This is a genomic window from Pseudomonas sp. D47 (genome assembly GCF_045447305.1).
Lineage (GTDB): Bacteria > Pseudomonadota > Gammaproteobacteria > Pseudomonadales > Pseudomonadaceae > Aquipseudomonas.
In genome coordinates this window covers 12,815-31,754 of record NZ_JBJGXU010000042.1, presented here as the reverse complement: position 1 = coordinate 31,754, position 18,940 = coordinate 12,815, and the positions used below count along the sequence as shown (strand labels likewise).

Here is an 18,940-nt window from a genome sequence, read left to right as displayed (position 1 = left end):
TGAAATCCAATGCAAAATCAGCAAATCCGTATCAGGTTGAAGGCTTTTGACCATCGCCTGATCGACCAATCCACCCAGGAAATCGTGGAAACCGCGAAACGTACTGGTGCTCAAGTGCGTGGTCCAATTCCACTGCCTACCCGTAAAGAGCGGTTCACCGTTCTGGTCTCCCCGCACGTCAACAAAGACGCGCGTGACCAGTACGAGATCCGTACTCATAAGCGCGTACTGGACATCGTCCAGCCAACGGATAAAACCGTTGATGCGCTTATGAAGCTTGATCTGGCGGCCGGTGTGGAAGTACAGATCAGCCTCGGCTAAGACTTGGGTCTTAGTCGTGTAACGCTCTGAAATGGGCGGCCATAGCGGGTGAAAGCCCCGTACACTCATGAGGTTTACAACATGACTATTGGTGTAGTCGGTCGTAAATGCGGTATGACCCGTATTTTCACCGAAGAAGGTGTCTCCATTCCGGTCACGGTCATTGAGATCGAGCCGAATCGCGTCACCCAGTTCAAAACTGAAGAAACCGATGGCTATCGTGCAGTGCAAGTCACTGTCGGCGAGCGTCGTGCTTCGCGCGTGACTGCTGCTCAAGCAGGTCACTTCGCTAAAGCAAACGTTGCAGCTGGTCGCACTGTTATGGAGTTCCGTCTTGAAGATGGCGACTACCAGGCTGGCGATCTGATCAACGCTGAAATCTTCGCCGCTGGTCAACTGGTTGATGTAACCGGTCAGTCCAAAGGTAAAGGCTTCCAGGGTACGATCAAGCGTTGGAATTTCCGTGGTCAAGACAACACTCACGGTAACTCCGTTTCCCACCGCGTCCCGGGCTCTATTGGCCAGTGCCAGACTCCTGGTCGTGTATTCAAGGGCAAAAAAATGTCCGGTCATATGGGCGCTGAGCGCGTGACCGTGCAGTCCCTCGAAGTAGTGCGCGTCGACGCTGAACGCAATCTGTTGTTGGTCAAGGGTGCTGTTCCTGGCGCTACTGGCGGCAACCTGGTTGTACGTCCAGCGGCCAAGGCTCGCGGTTAAGGGGAAGCTGACATGCAATTAAATGTAAATGACGCTCAAGCGATCGAAGTTTCCGAACTGACATTTGGCGGCGAATTCAACGAGACGCTGGTTCACCAAGCAGTCGTGGCCTACATGGCCGGCGGCCGTCAAGGTAGCAAGCAGCAAAAGACCCGTTCCGACGTACGTGGTGGCGGTAAGCGCCCTTGGCGTCAGAAAGGTACTGGCCGTGCTCGTGCCGGTACTATCCGTAGCCCAATCTGGCGTGGCGGCGGTACCACTTTCGCAGCTCGTCCACAGGATCACACTCAGAAGCTCAACAAGAAGATGTATCGCGCAGCTCTGCGCTCCATCCTTGCTGAACTCGTGCGTACTGATCGTCTGGTCGTGGTTCAGGACTTCGCTGTTGATGGTCCAAAAACCAAAGACCTGCTGGGCAAACTGAACAACATGAATCTGACCGACGTTCTGATCGTGTCTGAAGCTGTTGATCAGAACCTGTACCTGGCTGCTCGTAACCTGCCACACGTTGATGTACGTGACGTGCAAGGTTCCGATCCAGTTAGTCTGATCGCATACGACAAGGTGTTGATCACCGTGTCGGCCGTGAAGAAATTCGAGGAGCTGCTGGGATGAACCAGGAACGCGTATTTAAAGTTCTGCTTGGCCCGCACGTTTCCGAAAAGGCTACGGTTCTGGCTGACAAGAAAGGCCAGTTCGTTTTCAAGGTTGCAACTGACGCAACCAAGCTGGAAATCAAGAAGGCCGTCGAAAGCCTGTTCAGCGTGAAAGTAGAGCGTGTTACTACCCTGAATGTTCTGGGTAAGAGCAAGCGCACTGCTCGCGGTCTGGGCAAGCGTAATGACTGGAAGAAGGCAGTTATCTCCCTTCAGCCAGGCCAAGATCTCGATTTCAGCAGCAGTGCTGAGTAAGGAAGGGGTGCATCATGGCAATCGTTAAATGCAAACCGACTTCCCCTGGCCGCCGTTTTGTGGTCAAGGTGGTCAACCAGGAGCTGCATAAAGGCGCTCCTCACGCACCGCTGCTCGAGAAAAAATCGAAGACTGGTGGTCGTAACAACAATGGTCGTATTACCACTCGTCACATCGGTGGTGGCCATAAGCAGCATTATCGTCTGGTCGATTTCCGTCGCAACGACAAAGATGGCATCACTGCCACTGTCGAGCGTATTGAATACGATCCAAACCGTACTGCTCACATCGCTCTGCTGCTGTACGCAGATGGCGAGCGTCGCTACATCATCGCCCCTAAAGGCGTGAGTGCTGGTGACCAGCTGATCGCAGGTGCTTTGGCACCGATCAAGCCGGGCAACGCTCTGCAACTGCGTAACATTCCAGTTGGTAGCACCGTACACGGCATCGAATTGAAGCCAGGTAAAGGCGCGCAAATCGCTCGTTCCGCTGGTGCTTCGGCTCAGCTGATCGCTCGTGAAGGTGTCTACGTGACCCTGCGTCTGCGTTCTGGTGAGATGCGTAAAGTGCTGGCTGAATGCCGCGCGACCCTGGGTGAAGTCTCGAACTCCGAGCACAGCCTGCGTTCGCTGGGTAAAGCTGGTGCCAAACGCTGGCGTGGCGTTCGCCCAACCGTTCGTGGTGTTGCCATGAACCCGGTTGACCACCCACACGGTGGTGGTGAAGGTCGTACCTCTGGTGGTCGTCATCCGGTATCGCCATGGGGCTTCCCGACTAAGGGCGCGAAGACTCGTGGTAATAAGCGTACCGACAAAATGATCGTCCGTCGTCGCAAGTAAATAGAGGGATACGACAGTGCCACGTTCTCTGAAAAAAGGTCCTTTTATTGATCTTCACCTACTGAAGAAGATCGAAGTGGCGGCGGAAAAGAACGATCGCAAACCAGTTAAGACCTGGTCGCGTCGTTCGATGATCCTGCCACAAATGGTCGGTTTGACCATCGCAGTACACAACGGTCGTCAACACGTCCCAGTTCTCGTTAACGAAGACATGGTCGGCCACAAACTAGGCGAGTTTGCCGGTACCCGCACTTATCGTGGGCACGTGGCAGACAAGAAAGCCAAGCGTTAAGGGGTAAGGAAATGGAAGTAGCCGCTAAGTTGTCGGGCGCTCGAATCTCCGCCCAGAAAGCCCGCTTGGTCGCCGACCAGATCCGCGGGAAGAAGGTGGGCGAAGCGCTCAACCTGTTGGCTTTCAGCAGTAAGAAAGCCGCCGAGATCATGAAGAAAGTGCTGGAGTCGGCCGTAGCCAACGCCGAGCATAACGAAGGCGCAGACGTTGATGACCTGAGGGTCAGCACCGTTTTCGTCAACGAAGGGCGTTCGCTGAAGCGTATCATGCCGCGTGCCAAAGGCCGTGCTGATCGCATCGTCAAGCGGTCTTGCCATATCACTGTCAAGGTTGCTGACAAGTAACGGAGTCGAAGAGATGGGTCAGAAAGTACATCCCATTGGCATTCGCCTGGGAATCGTCAAGGAGCACACCTCCGTCTGGTACGCAGACGGTCGGACTTATGCGGACTATTTGTTCGCTGATCTGAAGGTGCGTGAGTATCTCCAAGACAAACTAAAAAGCGCGTCCGTAAGCCGTATCGATATCCATCGTCCGGCACAAACTGCACGTATCACCATCCACACCGCTCGTCCAGGTATCGTTATCGGGAAGAAAGGTGAAGATGTTGAGAAACTGCGTCAGGACCTGACCAAGCAAATGGGTGTGCCTGTGCACATCAATATCGAAGAGATCCGTAAGCCGGAGCTCGACGGTATGCTGGTTGCGCAGAGCGTAGCTCAGCAGCTGGAGCGTCGCGTAATGTTCCGTCGCGCTATGAAGCGCGCTGTACAGAACGCCATGCGCATTGGTGCCAAAGGCATCAAAATCCAAGTGAGCGGTCGTCTCGGCGGTGCTGAAATCGCACGTACTGAATGGTATCGCGAAGGTCGTGTGCCACTGCACACCCTGCGTGCCGACATCGACTATGCCAACTACGAAGCTCACACCACTTACGGTGTGATCGGTGTAAAGGTTTGGATCTTCAAAGGCGAAGTAATTGGTGGTCGCCAAGAAGAACTGAAACCACAAGCACCAGCGCCTCGTAAAAAAGCTGCTAAGTAAGGGGTACGCCAAATGTTGCAACCTAAGCGTACGAAGTTCCGCAAGCAGATGACAGGTCACAACCGTGGCCTGGCACAGCGCGGTAGCAAAGTCAGCTTCGGCGAGTTCGCGCTGAAGTCTGTAGCTCGTGGTCGTCTCACCGCTCGTCAGATCGAGTCAGCGCGTCGTGCTCTGACCCGTCACGTTAAACGTGGCGGCAAGATCTGGATCCGTGTATTCCCGGACAAGCCGATCTCCAAAAAACCTCTCGAGGTTCGGATGGGTAAAGGTAAGGGTAACGTGGAATACTGGGTAGCCCAGATTCAGCCAGGCAAAGTCCTGTATGAAATCGAGGGTGTAACTGAAGAGCTGGCGCGTGAGGCTTTTGCCCTGGCTGCTGCAAAGCTGCCGCTCGCCACCGCCTTTGTTAAACGGACGGTGATGTGATGAAAGCGAATGAACTTCGTGAAAAATCCGCACAGCAGCTGAACGAGCAACTGCTCGGCTTGCTGCGCGACCAGTTCAATCTGCGTATGCAGAAAGCAACTGGCCAGTTGGGGCAGTCTCATCTGCTCTCGCAAGTTAAGCGTGACATCGCTCGCGTGAAGACTGTGCTCAACCAGCAGGCAGGTAAGTGATCATGGCTGAAGCCGAAAAGACTGTCCGTACGCTGACTGGCCGTGTTGTCAGCGACAAGATGGACAAAACCATCACCGTTTTGATCGAGCGTCGCGTTAAGCACCCGATCTACGGTAAATATGTTAAGCGTTCGACTAAGCTGCACGCGCACGACGAAACCAACCAGTGCCACATCGGCGACAAAGTCACTATTCGTGAAACTCGTCCGCTGGCCAAGACTAAGTCTTGGGCGCTGGTTGATGTTCTCGAACGCGCTGTGGAAGTCTAAGGACTAGGGGTCGGAGAAATTATATGATTCAGACTCAATCCATGCTCGATGTGGCCGATAACAGCGGCGCTCGCCGTGTTATGTGCATCAAGGTGCTGGGTGGCTCCCATCGTCGTTACGCTGGTATCGGTGACATCATCAAGGTTACCGTTAAGGAAGCAATTCCTCGCGGTAAAGTGAAAAAAGGCCAAGTGATGACTGCTGTTGTAGTCCGCACTCGTCACGGCGTACGCCGTGCAGATGGCTCCATTATCCGCTTTGATGGCAACGCTGCTGTTCTTCTGAACAACAAGCAAGAGCCGATCGGCACCCGTATCTTTGGGCCAGTGACCCGTGAACTTCGTACTGAGAAGTTCATGAAGATCGTCTCGCTCGCCCCAGAAGTGCTGTAAGGAGATCCGACATGCAAAAGATTCGTCGTGACGACGAGATCATCGTGATCGCCGGCAAAGACAAAGGTAAGCGCGGTAAGGTGCTTAAGGTTCTCGCTAATAACCGTTTGGTTATCGGTGGTCTGAACCTGGTTAAGCGTCATACCAAGCCTAACCCGATGTCGGGCGTACAAGGCGGTATCGTCGAAAAAGAAGCTCCGCTGGACGCTTCTAACGTCGCTATTTTCAATGGCGAAACCAACAAGGCTGACCGCGTTGGTTTCAAAGTAGAAGATGGCAAGAAAATTCGTGTCTTCAAGTCGACCCAAAAAGCGGTTGATGCTTGAACACTGCTAGGTAGAAGACCATGGCACGACTAAAAGAGATTTACTGGAAAGAAATCGCACCGAAGCTTAAGGAAGAACTTAAGCTTTCGAACGTGATGGAAGTTCCACGCGTTACCAAAATCACCCTGAACATGGGTCTGGGCGAAGCGGTCGGTGACAAAAAAGTCATCGAGCACGCTGTTGCTGACCTGGAAAAGATCACCGGTCAAAAAGTCGTTGTGACTTACGCTCGGAAATCCATCGCTGGCTTTAAAGTCCGTGAAGGTTGGCCGATCGGCGTCAAAGTGACTCTGCGCCGTGAGCGTATGTACGAATTCCTGGATCGTCTGCTGTCGATCTCCCTGCCTCGGGTACGCGACTTCCGCGGCCTGAATGCCAAGTCCTTCGATGGTCGTGGTAACTACAGCATGGGCGTGAAAGAGCAGATCATCTTCCCGGAAATCGACTACGACAAGATCGATGCTCTCCGCGGTCTGGACATCACCCTGACCACCACTGCCAAGAACGATGATGAAGGTCGCGCCCTGTTGCGTGCTTTCAAATTCCCGTTCCGCAACTGATTGGAGTAGGACCATGGCCAAGATGAGCATGAAAAACCGCGAGCTGAAGCGTCAGCTCACGGTTGCCAAGTACGCCAAGAAGCGTGCAGCACTGAAAGCAATCATCGTTGATCTGAACGCAAGTCCAGAAGCGCGCTGGGAAGCTACAGTTGCTCTGCAGAAGCAGCCACGTGACGCAAGCGCTTCGCGCATGCGTAACCGCTGCCGCCTGACCGGTCGTCCACACGGCGTTTACCGCAAGTTCGGCCTCGGCCGTAACAAACTGCGTGAAGCGGCAATGCGTGGTGACGTACCAGGTCTGGTTAAAGCCAGCTGGTAAGTACTTTCGAAGTCCAGGTGGTCTGCATCGCAAGATACTGACCGCCGGTGACCTTGAATCTGGAACAAGCCCCTTTTGGGGCTTGTTTCATTTCCGCAGTGTGTCTAGAATACCCGGCTCGCCTGAGCCCGTGTTTTCTATGCTCGGAGATTCTCGGCGACATATGTAGCCGCAAGGCTAATTTTTTTGTATTAGGAGCGTCTAGCCCATGAGTATGCAGGACCCGTTAGCGGACATGCTAACTCGTATCCGTAATGCCCAGATGGCTGAAAAGTCCGTCGTAAGCATGCCATCTTCCAAGTTGAAGGTAGCTGTTGCCAAAGTCCTGAAAGACGAAGGCTACATTGCGGGTTATCAGATCAGCAGCGAAATCAAACCACTGCTGTCCATCGAGCTGAAATACTTCGAAGGCCGTTCGGTCATCGAGGAAGTGAAGCGCGTTAGCCGTCCAGGCCTGCGTCAGTACAAGTCCGCTGAAGATCTGCCGAAAGTTCGTGGCGGTCTGGGCGTGTCTATCGTCTCCACCAACAAAGGTGTGATGACGGATCGTGCTGCGCGCGCTGCCGGTGTCGGCGGCGAAGTTCTTTGCACTGTGTTCTAAGGGGGGATAAGCATGTCTCGCGTCGCTAAGAACCCCGTTAAGCTGCCAGCCGGTGTCGAAGTCAAATTCGCAGGCCAACAGCTTTCGGTGAAGGGTGCCAAGGGCACTCTTGAACTGAACATCCATTCGTCCGTTGAGATCGTTGAAGAAGCTGGTGAGCTGCGTTTCGCTGCTCGCAATGGCGATCAACAAACTCGCGCAATGGCCGGTACCACGCGTGCGTTGGTAAACAACATGGTCCAAGGCGTAAGCCAAGGCTTCGAGCGTAAGCTCCAGCTGGTCGGTGTTGGTTACAAAGCGCAAGCAAAAGGCACGGTTTTGAACCTTGCCCTTGGCTTCTCGCACCCAGTGGATTACGAACTGCCGGAAGGCATCACCGCTGAGACCCCTAGCCAAACCGATATCCTGATCAAGGGTATTGATAAGCAGCTGGTAGGTCAGGTGGCCGCTGAGATCCGCGACTTCCGTCCACCAGAGCCGTACAAAGGCAAAGGTGTGCGCTACGCGGACGAAGTCGTCCGTCGTAAAGAAGCCAAGAAGAAGTAGGGCATAGCAAATGACCGACAAAAAAGTTACTCGACTGCGTCGCGCTCGCAAAGCACGCCTGAAAATGCACGAACTAGAAGTCGTGCGTCTCTGCGTGTTCCGCTCGTCGCAGCACATCTACGCCCAGGTCATCTCGGCCGACGGCAACAAAGTCCTGGCAAGCGCCTCGACTTTGGATAAAGAACTGCGTGATGGTGCCACTGGCAACATCGACGCGGCCACAAAGGTTGGCCAGCTGGTCGCTACGCGTGCTAAGGCCGCTGGCGTCTCGCAAGTGGCTTTCGACCGCTCTGGCTTCAAGTACCACGGCCGCGTTAAAGCGCTGGCTGATGCTGCTCGTGAAGCTGGGCTGGAGTTCTAAGTTATGTCAAATAACGACCAAAAGCGCGACGAAGGCTACATTGAGAAGCTGGTTCAAGTTAACCGCGTAGCCAAAACCGTTAAAGGCGGCCGTATCTTCACTTTCACCGCGTTGACCGTGGTTGGTGATGGTAAAGGGCGTGTTGGCTTCGGCCGTGGCAAGTCACGTGAAGTGCCTGCTGCGATCCAGAAGGCAATGGAAGCTGCTCGTCGCAACATGATCCAAGTTGATCTGAACGGCACCACTCTGCAGTACGCAATGAAGTCCGCCCATGGCGCTTCGAAGGTGTACATGCAGCCTGCTTCTGAAGGTACCGGTATCATCGCTGGCGGCGCTATGCGTGCTGTCCTCGAAGTTGCTGGCGTTCAGAACGTTCTGGCCAAGTGCTACGGCTCGACTAACCCGGTAAACGTGGTTCACGCCACTTTCAAAGGTTTGAAAGCTATGCAATCTCCTGAGTCCATCGCTGCCAAGCGTGGTCTGACTGTCAAGGAGATCTTCTGATCATGGCTACCGTTAAAGTAACGTTGATCAAAAGCATGACCGGCCGCATCCCTAACCACAAACTGTGTGTTAAAGGTTTGGGTCTGCGTCGCATCGGTCACACTGTAGAAGTCCAGGATACTCCCGAGAATCGCGGGATGATCAACAAGGCTTACTACATGCTGCGTGTAGAGGGTTAATCGATGAAACTCAATGATCTGAGTCCAGCGCCGGGTTCCCGTCGCGAAAAGCATCGTCCGGGCCGTGGTATCGGTAGCGGTTTGGGTAAGACTGGTGGCCGTGGCCACAAAGGTCAAACCTCCCGCTCCGGTGGCACCATTGCTCCAGGCTTTGAAGGCGGTCAACAGCCGCTGCATCGTCGCCTGCCTAAGTTCGGTTTCGTATCCCTGAAAGCCATGGACCGCGCAGAAGTGCGTCTGTCCGAGCTGGCTAAAGTGGAAGGCGATATCGTTACTGTGCAGACCCTGAAAGATGCCAACGTGATCAACGTCAACGTACAGCGTGTGAAAATCATGCTGTCCGGTGAAGTGACTCGCGCTGTCACTATCGGCAAGGGAATCGGCGCCACCAAAGGTGCGCGTTCGGCTATCGAAGCAGCTGGCGGCAAGTTCGAGGAATAAATGGCTAAGCAAGGTGCTCTCTCAGCGCTCGGCAAAGGCGGTATGTCTGAACTTTGGGCTCGTCTGCGTTTTCTGTTCCTGGCGATTATCGTCTACCGAATAGGCGCACACATCCCGGTTCCAGGTATCAACCCGGACCGACTCGCAGACCTGTTTCGACAGAATGAGGGGACCATTCTTAGCTTGTTCAACATGTTTTCTGGCGGCGCGCTGGAACGGATGAGCATCTTTGCACTGGGGATCATGCCGTACATTTCGGCATCGATCATCATGCAGCTGATGACCGCCGTCAGCCCGCAGTTGGAGCAGTTGAAGAAGGAAGGTGAAGCTGGTCGTCGCAAGATTAGCCAGTACACCCGCTACGGCACTGTCGTCCTCGCCCTGGTTCAAGCTATCGGCATGTCCGTTGGCTTGGCGGGGCAGGGGATTGCGTTCACTGTTGACTTTGGCTTCTATTTCGTCGCGGTATCCACTTTTGTGGCTGGTGCGATGTTCATGATGTGGCTGGGTGAGCAGATTACTGAGCGTGGTGTTGGTAACGGTATCTCGATGTTGATTTTCGCAGGTATCGTCGCCGGTCTTCCGAGAGCAATTGGGCAGTCTTTCGAGTCTGCACGTCAGGGTGATATCAATATTTTCGCCTTGGTTGCTATCGGTTTGCTGGCAGTAGCGATTATCGGTTTTGTGGTGTTCATTGAGCGTGGCCAGCGTCGTATTGCTGTTCACTACGCCAAGCGTCAGCAGGGCCGTAAGGTCTTCGCTGCGCAGACCAGCCACTTGCCGCTGAAAGTGAATATGGCCGGTGTTATTCCGGCAATTTTCGCGAGCAGCATTTTGCTGTTTCCGGCTTCGTTGGGTACCTGGTTTGGTCAGTCTGAAAATATGGGCTGGCTGCAGGACCTCTCTCAGTCGATCGCTCCTGGTCAGCCGTTGAATATTCTGCTGTTTAGTGCAGGGATTATTTTCTTCTGCTTCTTCTATACGGCGTTGATGTTCAATCCGAAAGACGTAGCGGAAAACCTGAAGAAGTCCGGTGCCTTTATTCCGGGTATCCGTCCAGGTGAGCAGTCGGCACGCTACATTGATGGCGTTCTGACTCGTTTGACCCTGTTCGGTGCTCTATATATGACGGCCGTGTGCTTGTTGCCCCAGTTCCTGGTGGTTGCAGCAAACGTTCCGTTCTACCTTGGCGGGACCTCGTTGCTGATCGTGGTCGTGGTTGTGATGGACTTCATGTCCCAAGTACAATCGCACCTCGTTTCGCACCAGTACGAATCCCTGATGAAGAAAGCCAACCTGAAGGGTTACGGCAGCGGCATGTTGCGCTGAGTACCCATAAGGTTCGAGGAGTTGGTGATGAAAGTTCGTGCATCGGTGAAAAAGCTGTGCCGTAACTGCAAGATTATTCGCCGCGAAGGTGTTGTTCGAGTAATTTGCAGCGCGGAACCGCGTCACAAACAGCGCCAAGGCTGAGTGTGATCCGCTTGAAGCCCGGCAGCTAGTGCGCTGCCGGGTTGATTATTTGTTATTACAGCGATATTATCTCGCGCCCTATTTCTTGGCTTCCGGGGCGTAGGTAGCTGTCAATTGGAGTCCCACTGAATGGCCCGTATTGCAGGCGTTAACATTCCAGATAACAAGCACACTGTTATCTCGCTGACCTACATCTATGGTGTTGGTCGCACTACTGCGCAGAAGATTTGCGCAGATACTGGGGTAAACCCAGCCGCAAAGATCAAAGATCTGAGCGACGAGCAGATTGAGCTGTTGCGTGGCGAAGTGGCGAAGTTCACCACTGAAGGTGACCTGCGTCGCGAAATCAACATGAAAATCAAGCGTTTGATGGACCTCGGTTGCTACCGTGGTCTGCGTCATCGTCGTGGTCTTCCAGTGCGCGGTCAGCGTACCAAGACTAACGCGCGTACCCGTAAAGGTCCGCGTAAGCCGATCCGCAAGTAATCGCCCACGCGAATCGACAGGAAATTAATCATGGCAAAACCTGCTGCTCGTCCTCGTAAAAAAGTTAAAAAGACAGTGGTTGATGGCATCGCCCACATCCATGCATCTTTTAACAACACCATCGTGACCATCACCGACCGTCAAGGTAACGCGCTGTCTTGGGCTACCTCTGGTGGTTCGGGTTTCCGCGGTTCCCGCAAGTCCACCCCGTTTGCTGCTCAAGTAGCTGCTGAACGTGCTGGTCAAGCTGCGCTGGAATACGGCCTGAAAAACCTCGACGTCAACGTCAAAGGTCCAGGTCCAGGTCGTGAGTCTGCTGTCCGTGCTTTGAACGGCTGTGGCTATAAGATCGCCAGCATCACCGACGTGACGCCAATCCCGCACAACGGGTGCCGTCCGCCGAAGAAGCGCCGCGTGTAATCCAGGAGATTGTAAAGAATGGCTCGTTACATTGGTCCAAAATGCAAACTCGCTCGTCGCGAAGGCACCGATCTCTTTCTGAAGAGCGGCGTGCGCGCGATCGAATCGAAGTGCAACATTGAAGCAGCACCTGGTATCCACGGCCAACGCCGCGGTCGCCAGTCCGATTACGGCACCCAACTGCGTGAAAAGCAGAAGGTCCGTCGTATTTACGGCGTTCTCGAGCGTCAGTTCAGCGGCTACTACAAAGAAGCTGCTGGCAAGAAAGGTGCAACCGGTGAAAACCTGCTGCAACTGCTCGAATGCCGTCTGGACAACGTTGTATACCGTATGGGCTTTGGTTCGACTCGCGCCGAATCCCGTCAGCTGGTATCGCACAAATCCGTCAGCGTAAACGGCCAAACCGTTAACGTCCCGTCCTACCAGGTTCGTGCTGGTGACGTGGTCGCGATTCGCGAGAAAGCAAAAAACCAACTTCGCATTGTCCAAGCTCTCGATCTGTGTGCCCAACGTGGCCGCGTAGAATGGGTAGAAGTAGACACTGAGAAGAAGTCGGGCGTTTTCAAGAACGTTCCTGCTCGCAGTGATCTGTCCGCCGACATCAACGAAAGCCTGATTGTCGAGCTCTACTCCAAGTAAGGGCTAGAAAATAGGTGCATCCATGCAGATTTCGGTAAATGAGTTCCTGACACCCCGCCACATTGATGTGCAGGTTGTCAGTCCAACCCGCGCCAAGATCACTCTCGAGCCTCTCGAGCGTGGTTTTGGCCACACCCTGGGCAACGCGCTGCGCCGCATCCTGTTGTCCTCAATGCCCGGCTGTGCAGTAGTCGAGGCCGAGATTGACGGTGTGCTCCACGAGTACAGCGCCATCGAAGGTGTACAGGAAGACGTAATTGAAATCCTGTTGAACCTTAAAGGTCTGGCTATCAAGCTGCACGGCCGTGACGAAGTTACGCTGACCTTGTCGAAGAAGGGTTCGGGGGTGGTTACCGCTGCCGATATTCAGCTGGATCATGATGTCGAGATCGTTAACCCCGATCACGTAATCGCTAACCTGGCGTCTAACGGCGCCCTGAACATGAAGCTCACCGTAGCTCGTGGTCGTGGTTATGAACCGGCCGACTCGCGTCAGAGCGATGAAGACGAAAGCCGCAGCATTGGTCGCTTGCAGCTTGACTCTTCGTTCAGCCCGGTTCGCCGCATCGCATACGTGGTGGAAAACGCCCGTGTCGAGCAGCGTACTAACCTGGACAAGCTGGTTATTGATCTGGAAACCAACGGTACTCTGGATCCTGAAGAGGCTATCCGCCGCGCTGCAACCATTCTGCAACAGCAGTTGGCTGCGTTCGTCGACCTCAAAGGTGACAGCGAACCAGTGGTAATCGAGCAGGAAGACGAGATCGATCCGATCCTGCTTCGCCCGGTTGACGATCTGGAACTGACTGTACGTTCGGCTAACTGCCTTAAGGCGGAAAACATTTACTACATCGGCGATCTGATTCAGCGCACCGAAGTAGAACTGTTGAAGACTCCGAACCTGGGCAAGAAATCCTTGACTGAAATCAAGGACGTTCTGGCCTCCCGCGGTCTGTCCCTCGGCATGCGCCTCGACAACTGGCCGCCTGCAAGTCTTAAGAAGGACGACAAGGCGACTGCCTGATCGTCGTAATCACCGAACGTGAGTTTGGTAAGGAATGAACCATGCGTCATCGTAAAAGTGGTCGTCACCTGAGCCGTACCAGCTCGCACCGCAAGGCCATGTTTCAAAACATGGCGGTGTCGCTGTTCGAGCACGAGCTGATCAAAACTACACTGCCGAAAGCTAAAGAACTGCGTCGCGTTGCTGAGCCGCTGATCACTTTGGCCAAGACAGACAGCCTGGCTAACCGCCGTCTGGCTTTCGACCGTACTCGTTCGAAAGCTATCGTTGGTAAGCTCTTCAACGACCTGGGCAAGCGTTATGCTACCCGTGAGGGTGGCTACCTGCGCATCCTCAAGTGCGGCTTCCGCACTGGCGACAACGCGCCTATGGCGTACGTCGAGTTGGTTGATCGTGCTACTGCCGGCGAAGCTGTAAGCGCCGAGTAAGACGACAGTCTGCAACGAAGAACCGGGCCTAGTGCCCGGTTTTTTGTGGGCGATGCAAAAGCTGTCTATATTCTTCACGTCGCTGCCGACGCTCTTCATAAAATAAATAGCTATCTGCTATGACGGTTCATTAGTTATTTTCTATCAAAGTCCATGATTTAATGCATTTGATGGTGTCATCTTGATGGTCAATACTCCCTCCAAGCCGAGTAGCCGGCAGTTTCTAGCCTGACCTGAGGAAGATTGAGCATGAGCCAGAACAAAGTCCTTACCACCGCGAGCGGTGCGCCCGTCGCCGACAACCAGAACTCCCGCACTGCCGGCCCTCGTGGGCCATTGTTGCTCGACGACTTTCACCTGATCGAGAAGCTCGCCCACTTCAACCGTGAAAATATCCCAGAGCGTCGTGTGCACGCCAAAGGTTCGGGCGCTCACGGCACCTTTACCGTCACTAGCGATATCACCCGGCTCACCTGCGCCAAGCTGTTCGAGTCCGTTGGGAAGAAAACTCCAACCTTCCTGCGCTTCTCCACCGTGGGCGGCGAACGTGGTTCGGCGGATACTGCCCGTGACCCGCGTGGTTTTGCGTTGAAGTTCTATACCGAGGAAGGTAACTGGGACATTGTTGGTAACAACACGCCCGTGTTCTTTATCCGCGACCCGCTGAAGTTCCCTGACTTCATCCATACTCAAAAACGTCTGCCGCAAACGAACCTGAAAAGCGCGCAGATGATGTGGGATTTCTGGTCGCACTCGCCTGAGGCGCTGCACCAGATCACTATTCTGTTCTCGGATCGTGGTATTCCAGACGGCTACCGCCACATGCACGGCTTCGGTAGCCATACCTATAGCCTGATCAACGCCAGAGGCGAGCGCCACTGGGTTAAGTGGCACTACAAGACCAAGCAAGGGATCAAGAACCTGGCGCCTGACGTGGCTGAACGGCTGGCCGGTACCGATCCTGATTACGCTCAGCGCGACTTGTTTGAAGCGATTGCGCGCGGTGACTATCCAAAATGGAGTGTCAATATCCAGGTCATGACCGAGGCTCAGGCCACCGCGCACTATGAGAACCCCTTTGATGTGACCAAGACCTGGTCGCAGCAGGAGTTCCCGTTGATTGAAGTGGGTGAACTGGAACTCAACCGTAACCCATTGAATTACTTCGCTGAAGTAGAACAAGCTGCGTTTGGCCCAAGTAACATGGTTCCGGGTGTTGGCTTGTCGCCAGACCGCATGCTGCAAGGTCGTGTATTCGCCTACGCCGATGCCCACCGCTACCGCGTAGGGACGAACCATCAGCAACTGACGATCAATGCGCCTCTGCCTGTTGCGAATGCCCATACCTATCAACGTGATGGCTCAATGGCTTTTGGCACTAACGGCGGCGCGTCACCTAACTATGAGCCGAATAGCTATGCTAATTCACCGAAACAAGCGCCACAGTACGCTGAGCCGCCTTTGGCGTTGAGCGGCTCGGCAGATCGTTACGACCAGCGTGAAGACACCGACTACTACAGTCATGCAGGCGCGTTGTTCCGCTTGATGAATGATAGTCAGAGAGCTCTGTTGATCAGCAACATTAGCGGTGCGATGGCGGGTGTTTCCAGCGATGTAGTCCAACGCCAACTGCAGCACTTCTTCAACGCAGACCCGGCTTATGGAGAAGCAATCGCAAGGGCACTGGGCGTAACGCTTAGTTAAGTCTAAACGATAAGCAGAACCGCCCTCATTTGGGTGGTTTTTGCGTTATTTCAGCTACTTTTCTCCGGAAATCTTCACTTTTCTGCCGTTGGTCCCGTGACCTCCGGGTCATCATGGTTCAAACTACAGACTTTCAAGCAGGGAGATGTAGGGCGATGCAAGGTCACCCCGACGTAATCGATTACCTCAACACGTTGCTGACGGGCGAACTGGCAGCTCGTGACCAATATTTCATCCATTCGCGTATGTACGAGGACTGGGGCTTTACCGAGCTCTACGAACGTATCAACCACGAAATGGAAGAAGAGGCACAGCACGCCGATGCGCTGATGCGCCGCATCCTGATGCTCGAAGGCACGCCACGTATGCGTCCCGACGACCTGGATGTGGGCACCACGGTGCCTGACATGCTCGCAGCTGACCTTCGCCTCGAATACAAGGTGCGTGCCGCACTCTGCAAGGGCATCGAGCTGTGCGAGCAGCACAACGACTATGTCACTCGCGAAATTCTGCGCGTGCAGTTGAATGACACCGAAGAAGATCATACCTACTGGCTGGAAAAGCAGTTGGGCCTGATCAAATTGGTTGGCCTGGAGAATTACCTGCAATCGCAGTTCTGATTCCCGGCTACAAAAAAGCCCCTGTCACCGCAAAGTGACAGGGGCTTTTTCATGCGCCGGATAAATCAGGCTTTGTCGCGTGCTAACAACGGCTTCAGGTAGTAGCCGGTATGCGACTGCGGCATCTCGCAGACCTGCTCCGGCGTACCGACCGCAATAATCTGGCCGCCCTTGGAGCCGCCTTCCGGCCCCAGGTCCACCAGCCAGTCGGCAGTCTTGATCACATCCAGGTTGTGCTCGATCACCACCACTGTGTTGCCGTGGTCGCGCAAGCGGTGCAGCACGTCCAGCAATTGCTGAATATCCGCAAAGTGCAGGCCTGTGGTCGGCTCATCGAGGATATACAGGGTCTTGCCGGTATCGCGCTTGGACAGCTCGCGCGACAGCTTCACGCGCTGCGCCTCACCACCGGACAACGTTGTCGCCGATTGCCCTAGCTTGATGTATGACAGGCCCACATCCATCAGCGTCTGCAGCTTGCGCGCCAACGCTGGCACCGCGTCGAAGAACACCCGCGCTTCCTCGATGGTCATCTCCAGGGTTTCGTGGATGTTCTTGCCCTTGTACTTGATCTCCAGGGTTTCGCGGTTATAACGCTTGCTCTTGCACACATCGCACGGCACGTAGATGTCCGGCAGGAAGTGCATCTCCACCTTGATCAAGCCATCGCCTTGGCACGCTTCGCAGCGCCCGCCCTTGACGTTGAACGAGAACCGACCAGGCCCATAACCCCGCGAGCGGGATTCCGGCACACCGGCGAAGAGTTCGCGTATTGGCGTGAACAAGCCGGTATAGGTCGCGGGGTTGGAGCGCGGTGTACGGCCGATCGGGCTTTGGTCGATGTCGACGACTTTGTCCAGATGCTCCAGGCCCTTGATGCTGTCGTGTGCAGCCGCTTCCAGAGTGGTCGCGCCGTTCAAGGCGGTGGCACTCAGTGGGAACAGCGTGTTGTTGATCAGCGTCGACTTACCCGAACCGGAAACGCCGGTCACACAGGTCAGCAGGCCCAGAGGAATTTCCAGGTCCACATTGCGCAAGTTGTTGCCGCGCGCGCCCTTGAGATGCAACGCCATCTTCTTGTTGCGTGGCGTACGCTTGGCCGGCACTGCAATCTTCACGCGGCCGGACAGGTACTTACCGGTCAACGAATCCGGGTGAGCCATGACCTCGGCCGGCGTGCCCTCGGCAACAATATGCCCACCGTGCACACCCGCGCCCGGACCGATGTCGACCACGTAATCCGCCAGGCGGATCGCGTCTTCATCATGCTCGACCACGATCACCGTGTTGCCGATGTCCCGCAGATGCTTCAGCGTTCCCAGGAGACGGTCGTTGTCCCGCTGGTGTAGGCCAATCGACGGTTCATCGAGGATGTACAGCACGCCCACGAGGCCGGCGCCAATCTGGCTGGCCAGGCGAATCCGCTGGGCTTCACCGCCAGACAAGGTATCCGCGCTGCGATCCAGTGACAGGTAATCCAGGCCGACGTTAACCAGGAACTGCAGGCGCTCACGGATTTCCTTGAGGATCTTGTCGGCAATCTCCCCACGGCGTCCGGTCAGCTTGAGCCCGGCAAAATACTCACAGGCATCGCCGATCGGCAGGTTGGTCACTGCCGGCAACGTTTTCTCACCCACCCACACATGCCGCGCTTCGCGACGCAGACGAGTGCCGCGGCAATCCGGGCAAGGCTGAGTGCTGAGGAATTTGGCCAGTTCTTCGCGCACGCTCGCCGACTCAGTCTCGCGGTAGCGCCGTTCCAAGTTCGGCACGATGCCTTCGAACGGGTGCGAGCGCTTGACGATATCGCCACGATCATTCAGGTATTTGAAGTCGACATTCTGCGAACCGCTGCCGTGCAGGATGACCTTCTGCTGCTCCGCCGGCAGTTGGTTGAACGGCACTTCCAGGCTGAATTTATAGTGCGAGGCCAATGACCCCAGCATCTGGAAGTAGTAGACGTTACGCCTGTCCCAACCGCGTATCGCGCCCTCCGCCAAGGTCAGCTCGCCGTTGACGAGGCGCTTGATGTCGAAGAACTGTTTAACCCCAAGCCCATCACACGTCGGGCAAGCGCCGGCCGGGTTGTTGAAGGAAAACAGCTTGGGTTCCAACTCGCTGATGGCATGGCCACAGATCGGGCACGCAAAGCGCGCAGAGAAGATGATCTCTTCGCCCGGCTCGTCATCCATTGGCGCAACCAGTGCAATACCGTCCGCCAGTTTCAGCGCGGTCTCGAACGACTCGGCCAAACGCTGCTGCAAGTCGGCGCGCACCTTGAAGCGGTCGACCACCACATCAATGGAGTGCTTCTTCTGCTTGTCGAGTTTCGGCGTTTCATCCAGCTCATAGAGCTTGCCGTCGATGCGCGCGCGCACAAAACCTTGCGCACGCAACTCTTCGAAGACCGAAAGGTGTTCACCTTTACGCTCACGAATCACCGGCGCCAGCAGCATCAGCTTGGCGCCTTCCGGCTGAGCCAGCACCAGGTCGACCATCTGGCTGACGGTCTGGGCTTCCAGCGGAATATCGTGGTCCGGGCAACGCGGAATACCCACGCGCGCATACAGCAGACGCAGGTAGTCGTAGATTTCGGTGATGGTGCCCACGGTGGAGCGTGGGTTATGGGAGGTCGACTTCTGCTCGATGGAGATCGCCGGCGACAGGCCTTCAATGGTGTCGACGTCGGGCTTTTCCATCATCGACAGGAACTGGCGGGCATAGGCCGACAGCGATTCCACATAGCGACGCTGACCTTCGGCATACAGCGTGTCGAACGCCAGGGACGATTTGCCGGACCCGGACAAGCCGGTGATGACGATCAGTTTGTCCCGGGGCAGGGTCAGGTCGATGTTCTTCAGGTTGTGGGTTCTAGCCCCACGAATCAGGATCTTGTCCAAGATGGCC

Annotated in this window: 31 protein-coding genes; 30 read left to right on the top strand and 1 reads right to left on the bottom strand. The window is 55.1% G+C overall.

The window, feature by feature from the left end:
- The first annotated feature begins 9 nt into the window (after window positions 1–9).
- The 30 genes from rpsJ to bfr all read left to right on the top strand — a co-directional run bounded on the left by rpsJ (window position 10) and on the right by bfr (window position 16,033).
- Window positions 10–321: a 30S ribosomal protein S10 gene (gene rpsJ / locus ACI77I_RS22885; protein WP_003186070.1), complete on the top strand. Its 312-nt coding sequence runs from the start codon at window positions 10–12 to the stop codon at window positions 319–321.
- Window positions 322–402: 81 nt separating this feature from the next.
- Window positions 403–1,038 carry a 50S ribosomal protein L3 gene (gene rplC / locus ACI77I_RS22880; RefSeq protein WP_003194649.1) on the top strand — a complete coding sequence of 212 codons (636 nt, stop codon included), beginning with the start codon at window positions 403–405 and terminating at the stop codon, window positions 1,036–1,038.
- A 12-nt stretch (window positions 1,039–1,050) separates the two neighbouring features.
- On the top strand, window positions 1,051–1,653 hold the full coding sequence (gene rplD, locus ACI77I_RS22875; protein ID WP_058414071.1) for a 50S ribosomal protein L4: 603 nt from the start codon (window positions 1,051–1,053) through the stop codon (window positions 1,651–1,653).
- Entirely contained in the window at window positions 1,650–1,949 is a 300-nt protein-coding gene (gene rplW, locus ACI77I_RS22870) for a 50S ribosomal protein L23 (RefSeq protein WP_002555488.1), read from the top strand. Before rplD ends, rplW begins: the two co-directional genes overlap by 4 nt.
- A gap of 14 nt (window positions 1,950–1,963) precedes the next feature.
- Complete coding sequence (gene rplB, locus ACI77I_RS22865) at window positions 1,964–2,788, top strand: 50S ribosomal protein L2 (protein ID WP_032884535.1); 825 nt, start codon at window positions 1,964–1,966, stop codon at window positions 2,786–2,788.
- A gap of 16 nt (window positions 2,789–2,804) precedes the next feature.
- Window positions 2,805–3,080, top strand: a complete 276-nt coding sequence (gene rpsS / locus ACI77I_RS22860) for a 30S ribosomal protein S19 (protein WP_002555486.1) — start codon at window positions 2,805–2,807, stop codon at window positions 3,078–3,080.
- An 11-nt stretch (window positions 3,081–3,091) separates the two neighbouring features.
- Window positions 3,092–3,424 (top strand): 50S ribosomal protein L22, encoded by a 333-nt coding sequence (rplV, locus tag ACI77I_RS22855; protein ID WP_320413564.1) that lies wholly within the window; start codon window positions 3,092–3,094, stop codon window positions 3,422–3,424.
- 13 nt (window positions 3,425–3,437) lie between these two features.
- A complete protein-coding gene (rpsC, locus tag ACI77I_RS22850; protein WP_003176422.1) occupies window positions 3,438–4,124 on the top strand; it encodes a 30S ribosomal protein S3 in 687 nt (228 codons plus the stop codon).
- 12 nt (window positions 4,125–4,136) lie between these two features.
- The gene (gene rplP, locus ACI77I_RS22845) at window positions 4,137–4,550 is read left to right on the top strand and encodes a 50S ribosomal protein L16 (protein ID WP_003232424.1); all 414 of its coding nucleotides are present in this window, start codon (window positions 4,137–4,139) and stop codon (window positions 4,548–4,550) included.
- Entirely contained in the window at window positions 4,550–4,741 is a 192-nt protein-coding gene (gene rpmC, locus ACI77I_RS22840; protein ID WP_002555481.1) for a 50S ribosomal protein L29, read from the top strand. The genes rplP and rpmC overlap by 1 nt, the downstream gene beginning before the upstream one ends.
- 2 nt (window positions 4,742–4,743) lie before the next feature.
- Entirely contained in the window at window positions 4,744–5,010 is a 267-nt protein-coding gene (gene rpsQ / locus ACI77I_RS22835) for a 30S ribosomal protein S17 (RefSeq protein ID WP_003176419.1), read from the top strand.
- 23 nt (window positions 5,011–5,033) lie between these two features.
- Window positions 5,034–5,402, top strand: coding sequence for a 50S ribosomal protein L14 (gene rplN, locus ACI77I_RS22830; protein WP_002555479.1), 369 nt, complete (start codon window positions 5,034–5,036; stop codon window positions 5,400–5,402).
- 11 nt (window positions 5,403–5,413) lie between these two features.
- Window positions 5,414–5,728: a 50S ribosomal protein L24 gene (rplX, locus tag ACI77I_RS22825; protein WP_003176416.1), complete on the top strand. Its 315-nt coding sequence runs from the start codon at window positions 5,414–5,416 to the stop codon at window positions 5,726–5,728.
- Window positions 5,729–5,748: 20 nt separating this feature from the next.
- Window positions 5,749–6,288 carry a 50S ribosomal protein L5 gene (rplE, locus tag ACI77I_RS22820; RefSeq protein WP_003176415.1) on the top strand — a complete coding sequence of 180 codons (540 nt, stop codon included), beginning with the start codon at window positions 5,749–5,751 and terminating at the stop codon, window positions 6,286–6,288.
- A 13-nt stretch (window positions 6,289–6,301) separates the two neighbouring features.
- Entirely contained in the window at window positions 6,302–6,607 is a 306-nt protein-coding gene (gene rpsN, locus ACI77I_RS22815) for a 30S ribosomal protein S14 (RefSeq protein WP_003176414.1), read from the top strand.
- A 208-nt stretch (window positions 6,608–6,815) separates the two neighbouring features.
- Complete coding sequence (gene rpsH / locus ACI77I_RS22810) at window positions 6,816–7,208, top strand: 30S ribosomal protein S8 (RefSeq protein WP_003176413.1); 393 nt, start codon at window positions 6,816–6,818, stop codon at window positions 7,206–7,208.
- 12 nt (window positions 7,209–7,220) lie between these two features.
- Complete coding sequence (rplF, locus tag ACI77I_RS22805; protein WP_003176412.1) at window positions 7,221–7,754, top strand: 50S ribosomal protein L6; 534 nt, start codon at window positions 7,221–7,223, stop codon at window positions 7,752–7,754.
- A 10-nt stretch (window positions 7,755–7,764) separates the two neighbouring features.
- Window positions 7,765–8,115: a 50S ribosomal protein L18 gene (gene rplR / locus ACI77I_RS22800; RefSeq protein ID WP_003186037.1), complete on the top strand. Its 351-nt coding sequence runs from the start codon at window positions 7,765–7,767 to the stop codon at window positions 8,113–8,115.
- 3 nt (window positions 8,116–8,118) lie between these two features.
- Entirely contained in the window at window positions 8,119–8,619 is a 501-nt protein-coding gene (gene rpsE / locus ACI77I_RS22795; protein WP_003176409.1) for a 30S ribosomal protein S5, read from the top strand.
- A gap of 2 nt (window positions 8,620–8,621) precedes the next feature.
- Window positions 8,622–8,798 carry a 50S ribosomal protein L30 gene (gene rpmD, locus ACI77I_RS22790; RefSeq protein WP_003176408.1) on the top strand — a complete coding sequence of 59 codons (177 nt, stop codon included), beginning with the start codon at window positions 8,622–8,624 and terminating at the stop codon, window positions 8,796–8,798.
- Window positions 8,799–8,801: 3 nt separating this feature from the next.
- Window positions 8,802–9,239, top strand: coding sequence for a 50S ribosomal protein L15 (gene rplO, locus ACI77I_RS22785; RefSeq protein WP_003176407.1), 438 nt, complete (start codon window positions 8,802–8,804; stop codon window positions 9,237–9,239).
- Complete coding sequence (secY, locus tag ACI77I_RS22780; protein WP_094950471.1) at window positions 9,240–10,568, top strand: preprotein translocase subunit SecY; 1,329 nt, start codon at window positions 9,240–9,242, stop codon at window positions 10,566–10,568.
- Window positions 10,569–10,595: 27 nt separating this feature from the next.
- Entirely contained in the window at window positions 10,596–10,712 is a 117-nt protein-coding gene (gene rpmJ / locus ACI77I_RS22775) for a 50S ribosomal protein L36 (RefSeq protein ID WP_002555468.1), read from the top strand.
- 129 nt (window positions 10,713–10,841) lie between these two features.
- The gene (gene rpsM / locus ACI77I_RS22770) at window positions 10,842–11,198 is read left to right on the top strand and encodes a 30S ribosomal protein S13 (RefSeq protein WP_003210063.1); all 357 of its coding nucleotides are present in this window, start codon (window positions 10,842–10,844) and stop codon (window positions 11,196–11,198) included.
- 30 nt (window positions 11,199–11,228) lie between these two features.
- Window positions 11,229–11,618, top strand: coding sequence for a 30S ribosomal protein S11 (gene rpsK, locus ACI77I_RS22765; RefSeq protein ID WP_002555466.1), 390 nt, complete (start codon window positions 11,229–11,231; stop codon window positions 11,616–11,618).
- Window positions 11,619–11,636: 18 nt separating this feature from the next.
- Window positions 11,637–12,257, top strand: coding sequence for a 30S ribosomal protein S4 (rpsD, locus tag ACI77I_RS22760; RefSeq protein ID WP_003210056.1), 621 nt, complete (start codon window positions 11,637–11,639; stop codon window positions 12,255–12,257).
- Between the two features lie 22 nt (window positions 12,258–12,279).
- Complete coding sequence (locus tag ACI77I_RS22755; protein WP_003176403.1) at window positions 12,280–13,281, top strand: DNA-directed RNA polymerase subunit alpha; 1,002 nt, start codon at window positions 12,280–12,282, stop codon at window positions 13,279–13,281.
- Between the two features lie 41 nt (window positions 13,282–13,322).
- Window positions 13,323–13,709, top strand: coding sequence for a 50S ribosomal protein L17 (gene rplQ / locus ACI77I_RS22750; RefSeq protein ID WP_007918448.1), 387 nt, complete (start codon window positions 13,323–13,325; stop codon window positions 13,707–13,709).
- A 249-nt stretch (window positions 13,710–13,958) separates the two neighbouring features.
- Window positions 13,959–15,413, top strand: coding sequence for a catalase (locus ACI77I_RS22745; RefSeq protein ID WP_094950470.1), 1,455 nt, complete (start codon window positions 13,959–13,961; stop codon window positions 15,411–15,413).
- Window positions 15,414–15,568: 155 nt separating this feature from the next.
- Window positions 15,569–16,033: a bacterioferritin gene (gene bfr / locus ACI77I_RS22740; protein ID WP_015886133.1), complete on the top strand. Its 465-nt coding sequence runs from the start codon at window positions 15,569–15,571 to the stop codon at window positions 16,031–16,033.
- Between the two features lie 65 nt (window positions 16,034–16,098).
- Here the strand turns inward: bfr and uvrA are convergent, their stop codons facing one another.
- Window positions 16,099–18,933 carry an excinuclease ABC subunit UvrA gene (gene uvrA / locus ACI77I_RS22735; RefSeq protein ID WP_406998496.1) on the bottom strand — a complete coding sequence of 945 codons (2,835 nt, stop codon included), beginning with the start codon at window positions 18,931–18,933 and terminating at the stop codon, window positions 16,099–16,101.
- Window positions 18,934–18,940 lie beyond the last annotated feature (7 nt).

Coding starts and splice junctions, on each gene's coding strand:
- rpsJ (WP_003186070.1), top strand. CDS start 10: ATGCAAAATCAGCAAATCCGTATCAGGTTGAAGGCTTTTGACCATCGC.
- rplC (WP_003194649.1), top strand. CDS start 403: ATGACTATTGGTGTAGTCGGTCGTAAATGCGGTATGACCCGTATTTTC.
- rplD (WP_058414071.1), top strand. CDS start 1,051: ATGCAATTAAATGTAAATGACGCTCAAGCGATCGAAGTTTCCGAACTG.
- rplW (WP_002555488.1), top strand. CDS start 1,650: ATGAACCAGGAACGCGTATTTAAAGTTCTGCTTGGCCCGCACGTTTCC.
- rplB (WP_032884535.1), top strand. CDS start 1,964: ATGGCAATCGTTAAATGCAAACCGACTTCCCCTGGCCGCCGTTTTGTG.
- rplV (WP_320413564.1), top strand. CDS start 3,092: ATGGAAGTAGCCGCTAAGTTGTCGGGCGCTCGAATCTCCGCCCAGAAA.
- rpsC (WP_003176422.1), top strand. CDS start 3,438: ATGGGTCAGAAAGTACATCCCATTGGCATTCGCCTGGGAATCGTCAAG.
- rplP (WP_003232424.1), top strand. CDS start 4,137: ATGTTGCAACCTAAGCGTACGAAGTTCCGCAAGCAGATGACAGGTCAC.
- rpmC (WP_002555481.1), top strand. CDS start 4,550: ATGAAAGCGAATGAACTTCGTGAAAAATCCGCACAGCAGCTGAACGAG.
- rpsQ (WP_003176419.1), top strand. CDS start 4,744: ATGGCTGAAGCCGAAAAGACTGTCCGTACGCTGACTGGCCGTGTTGTC.
- rplN (WP_002555479.1), top strand. CDS start 5,034: ATGATTCAGACTCAATCCATGCTCGATGTGGCCGATAACAGCGGCGCT.
- rplX (WP_003176416.1), top strand. CDS start 5,414: ATGCAAAAGATTCGTCGTGACGACGAGATCATCGTGATCGCCGGCAAA.
- rplE (WP_003176415.1), top strand. CDS start 5,749: ATGGCACGACTAAAAGAGATTTACTGGAAAGAAATCGCACCGAAGCTT.
- rpsN (WP_003176414.1), top strand. CDS start 6,302: ATGGCCAAGATGAGCATGAAAAACCGCGAGCTGAAGCGTCAGCTCACG.
- rpsH (WP_003176413.1), top strand. CDS start 6,816: ATGAGTATGCAGGACCCGTTAGCGGACATGCTAACTCGTATCCGTAAT.
- rplF (WP_003176412.1), top strand. CDS start 7,221: ATGTCTCGCGTCGCTAAGAACCCCGTTAAGCTGCCAGCCGGTGTCGAA.
- rplR (WP_003186037.1), top strand. CDS start 7,765: ATGACCGACAAAAAAGTTACTCGACTGCGTCGCGCTCGCAAAGCACGC.
- rpsE (WP_003176409.1), top strand. CDS start 8,119: ATGTCAAATAACGACCAAAAGCGCGACGAAGGCTACATTGAGAAGCTG.
- rpmD (WP_003176408.1), top strand. CDS start 8,622: ATGGCTACCGTTAAAGTAACGTTGATCAAAAGCATGACCGGCCGCATC.
- rplO (WP_003176407.1), top strand. CDS start 8,802: ATGAAACTCAATGATCTGAGTCCAGCGCCGGGTTCCCGTCGCGAAAAG.
- secY (WP_094950471.1), top strand. CDS start 9,240: ATGGCTAAGCAAGGTGCTCTCTCAGCGCTCGGCAAAGGCGGTATGTCT.
- rpmJ (WP_002555468.1), top strand. CDS start 10,596: ATGAAAGTTCGTGCATCGGTGAAAAAGCTGTGCCGTAACTGCAAGATT.
- rpsM (WP_003210063.1), top strand. CDS start 10,842: ATGGCCCGTATTGCAGGCGTTAACATTCCAGATAACAAGCACACTGTT.
- rpsK (WP_002555466.1), top strand. CDS start 11,229: ATGGCAAAACCTGCTGCTCGTCCTCGTAAAAAAGTTAAAAAGACAGTG.
- rpsD (WP_003210056.1), top strand. CDS start 11,637: ATGGCTCGTTACATTGGTCCAAAATGCAAACTCGCTCGTCGCGAAGGC.
- ACI77I_RS22755 (WP_003176403.1), top strand. CDS start 12,280: ATGCAGATTTCGGTAAATGAGTTCCTGACACCCCGCCACATTGATGTG.
- rplQ (WP_007918448.1), top strand. CDS start 13,323: ATGCGTCATCGTAAAAGTGGTCGTCACCTGAGCCGTACCAGCTCGCAC.
- ACI77I_RS22745 (WP_094950470.1), top strand. CDS start 13,959: ATGAGCCAGAACAAAGTCCTTACCACCGCGAGCGGTGCGCCCGTCGCC.
- bfr (WP_015886133.1), top strand. CDS start 15,569: ATGCAAGGTCACCCCGACGTAATCGATTACCTCAACACGTTGCTGACG.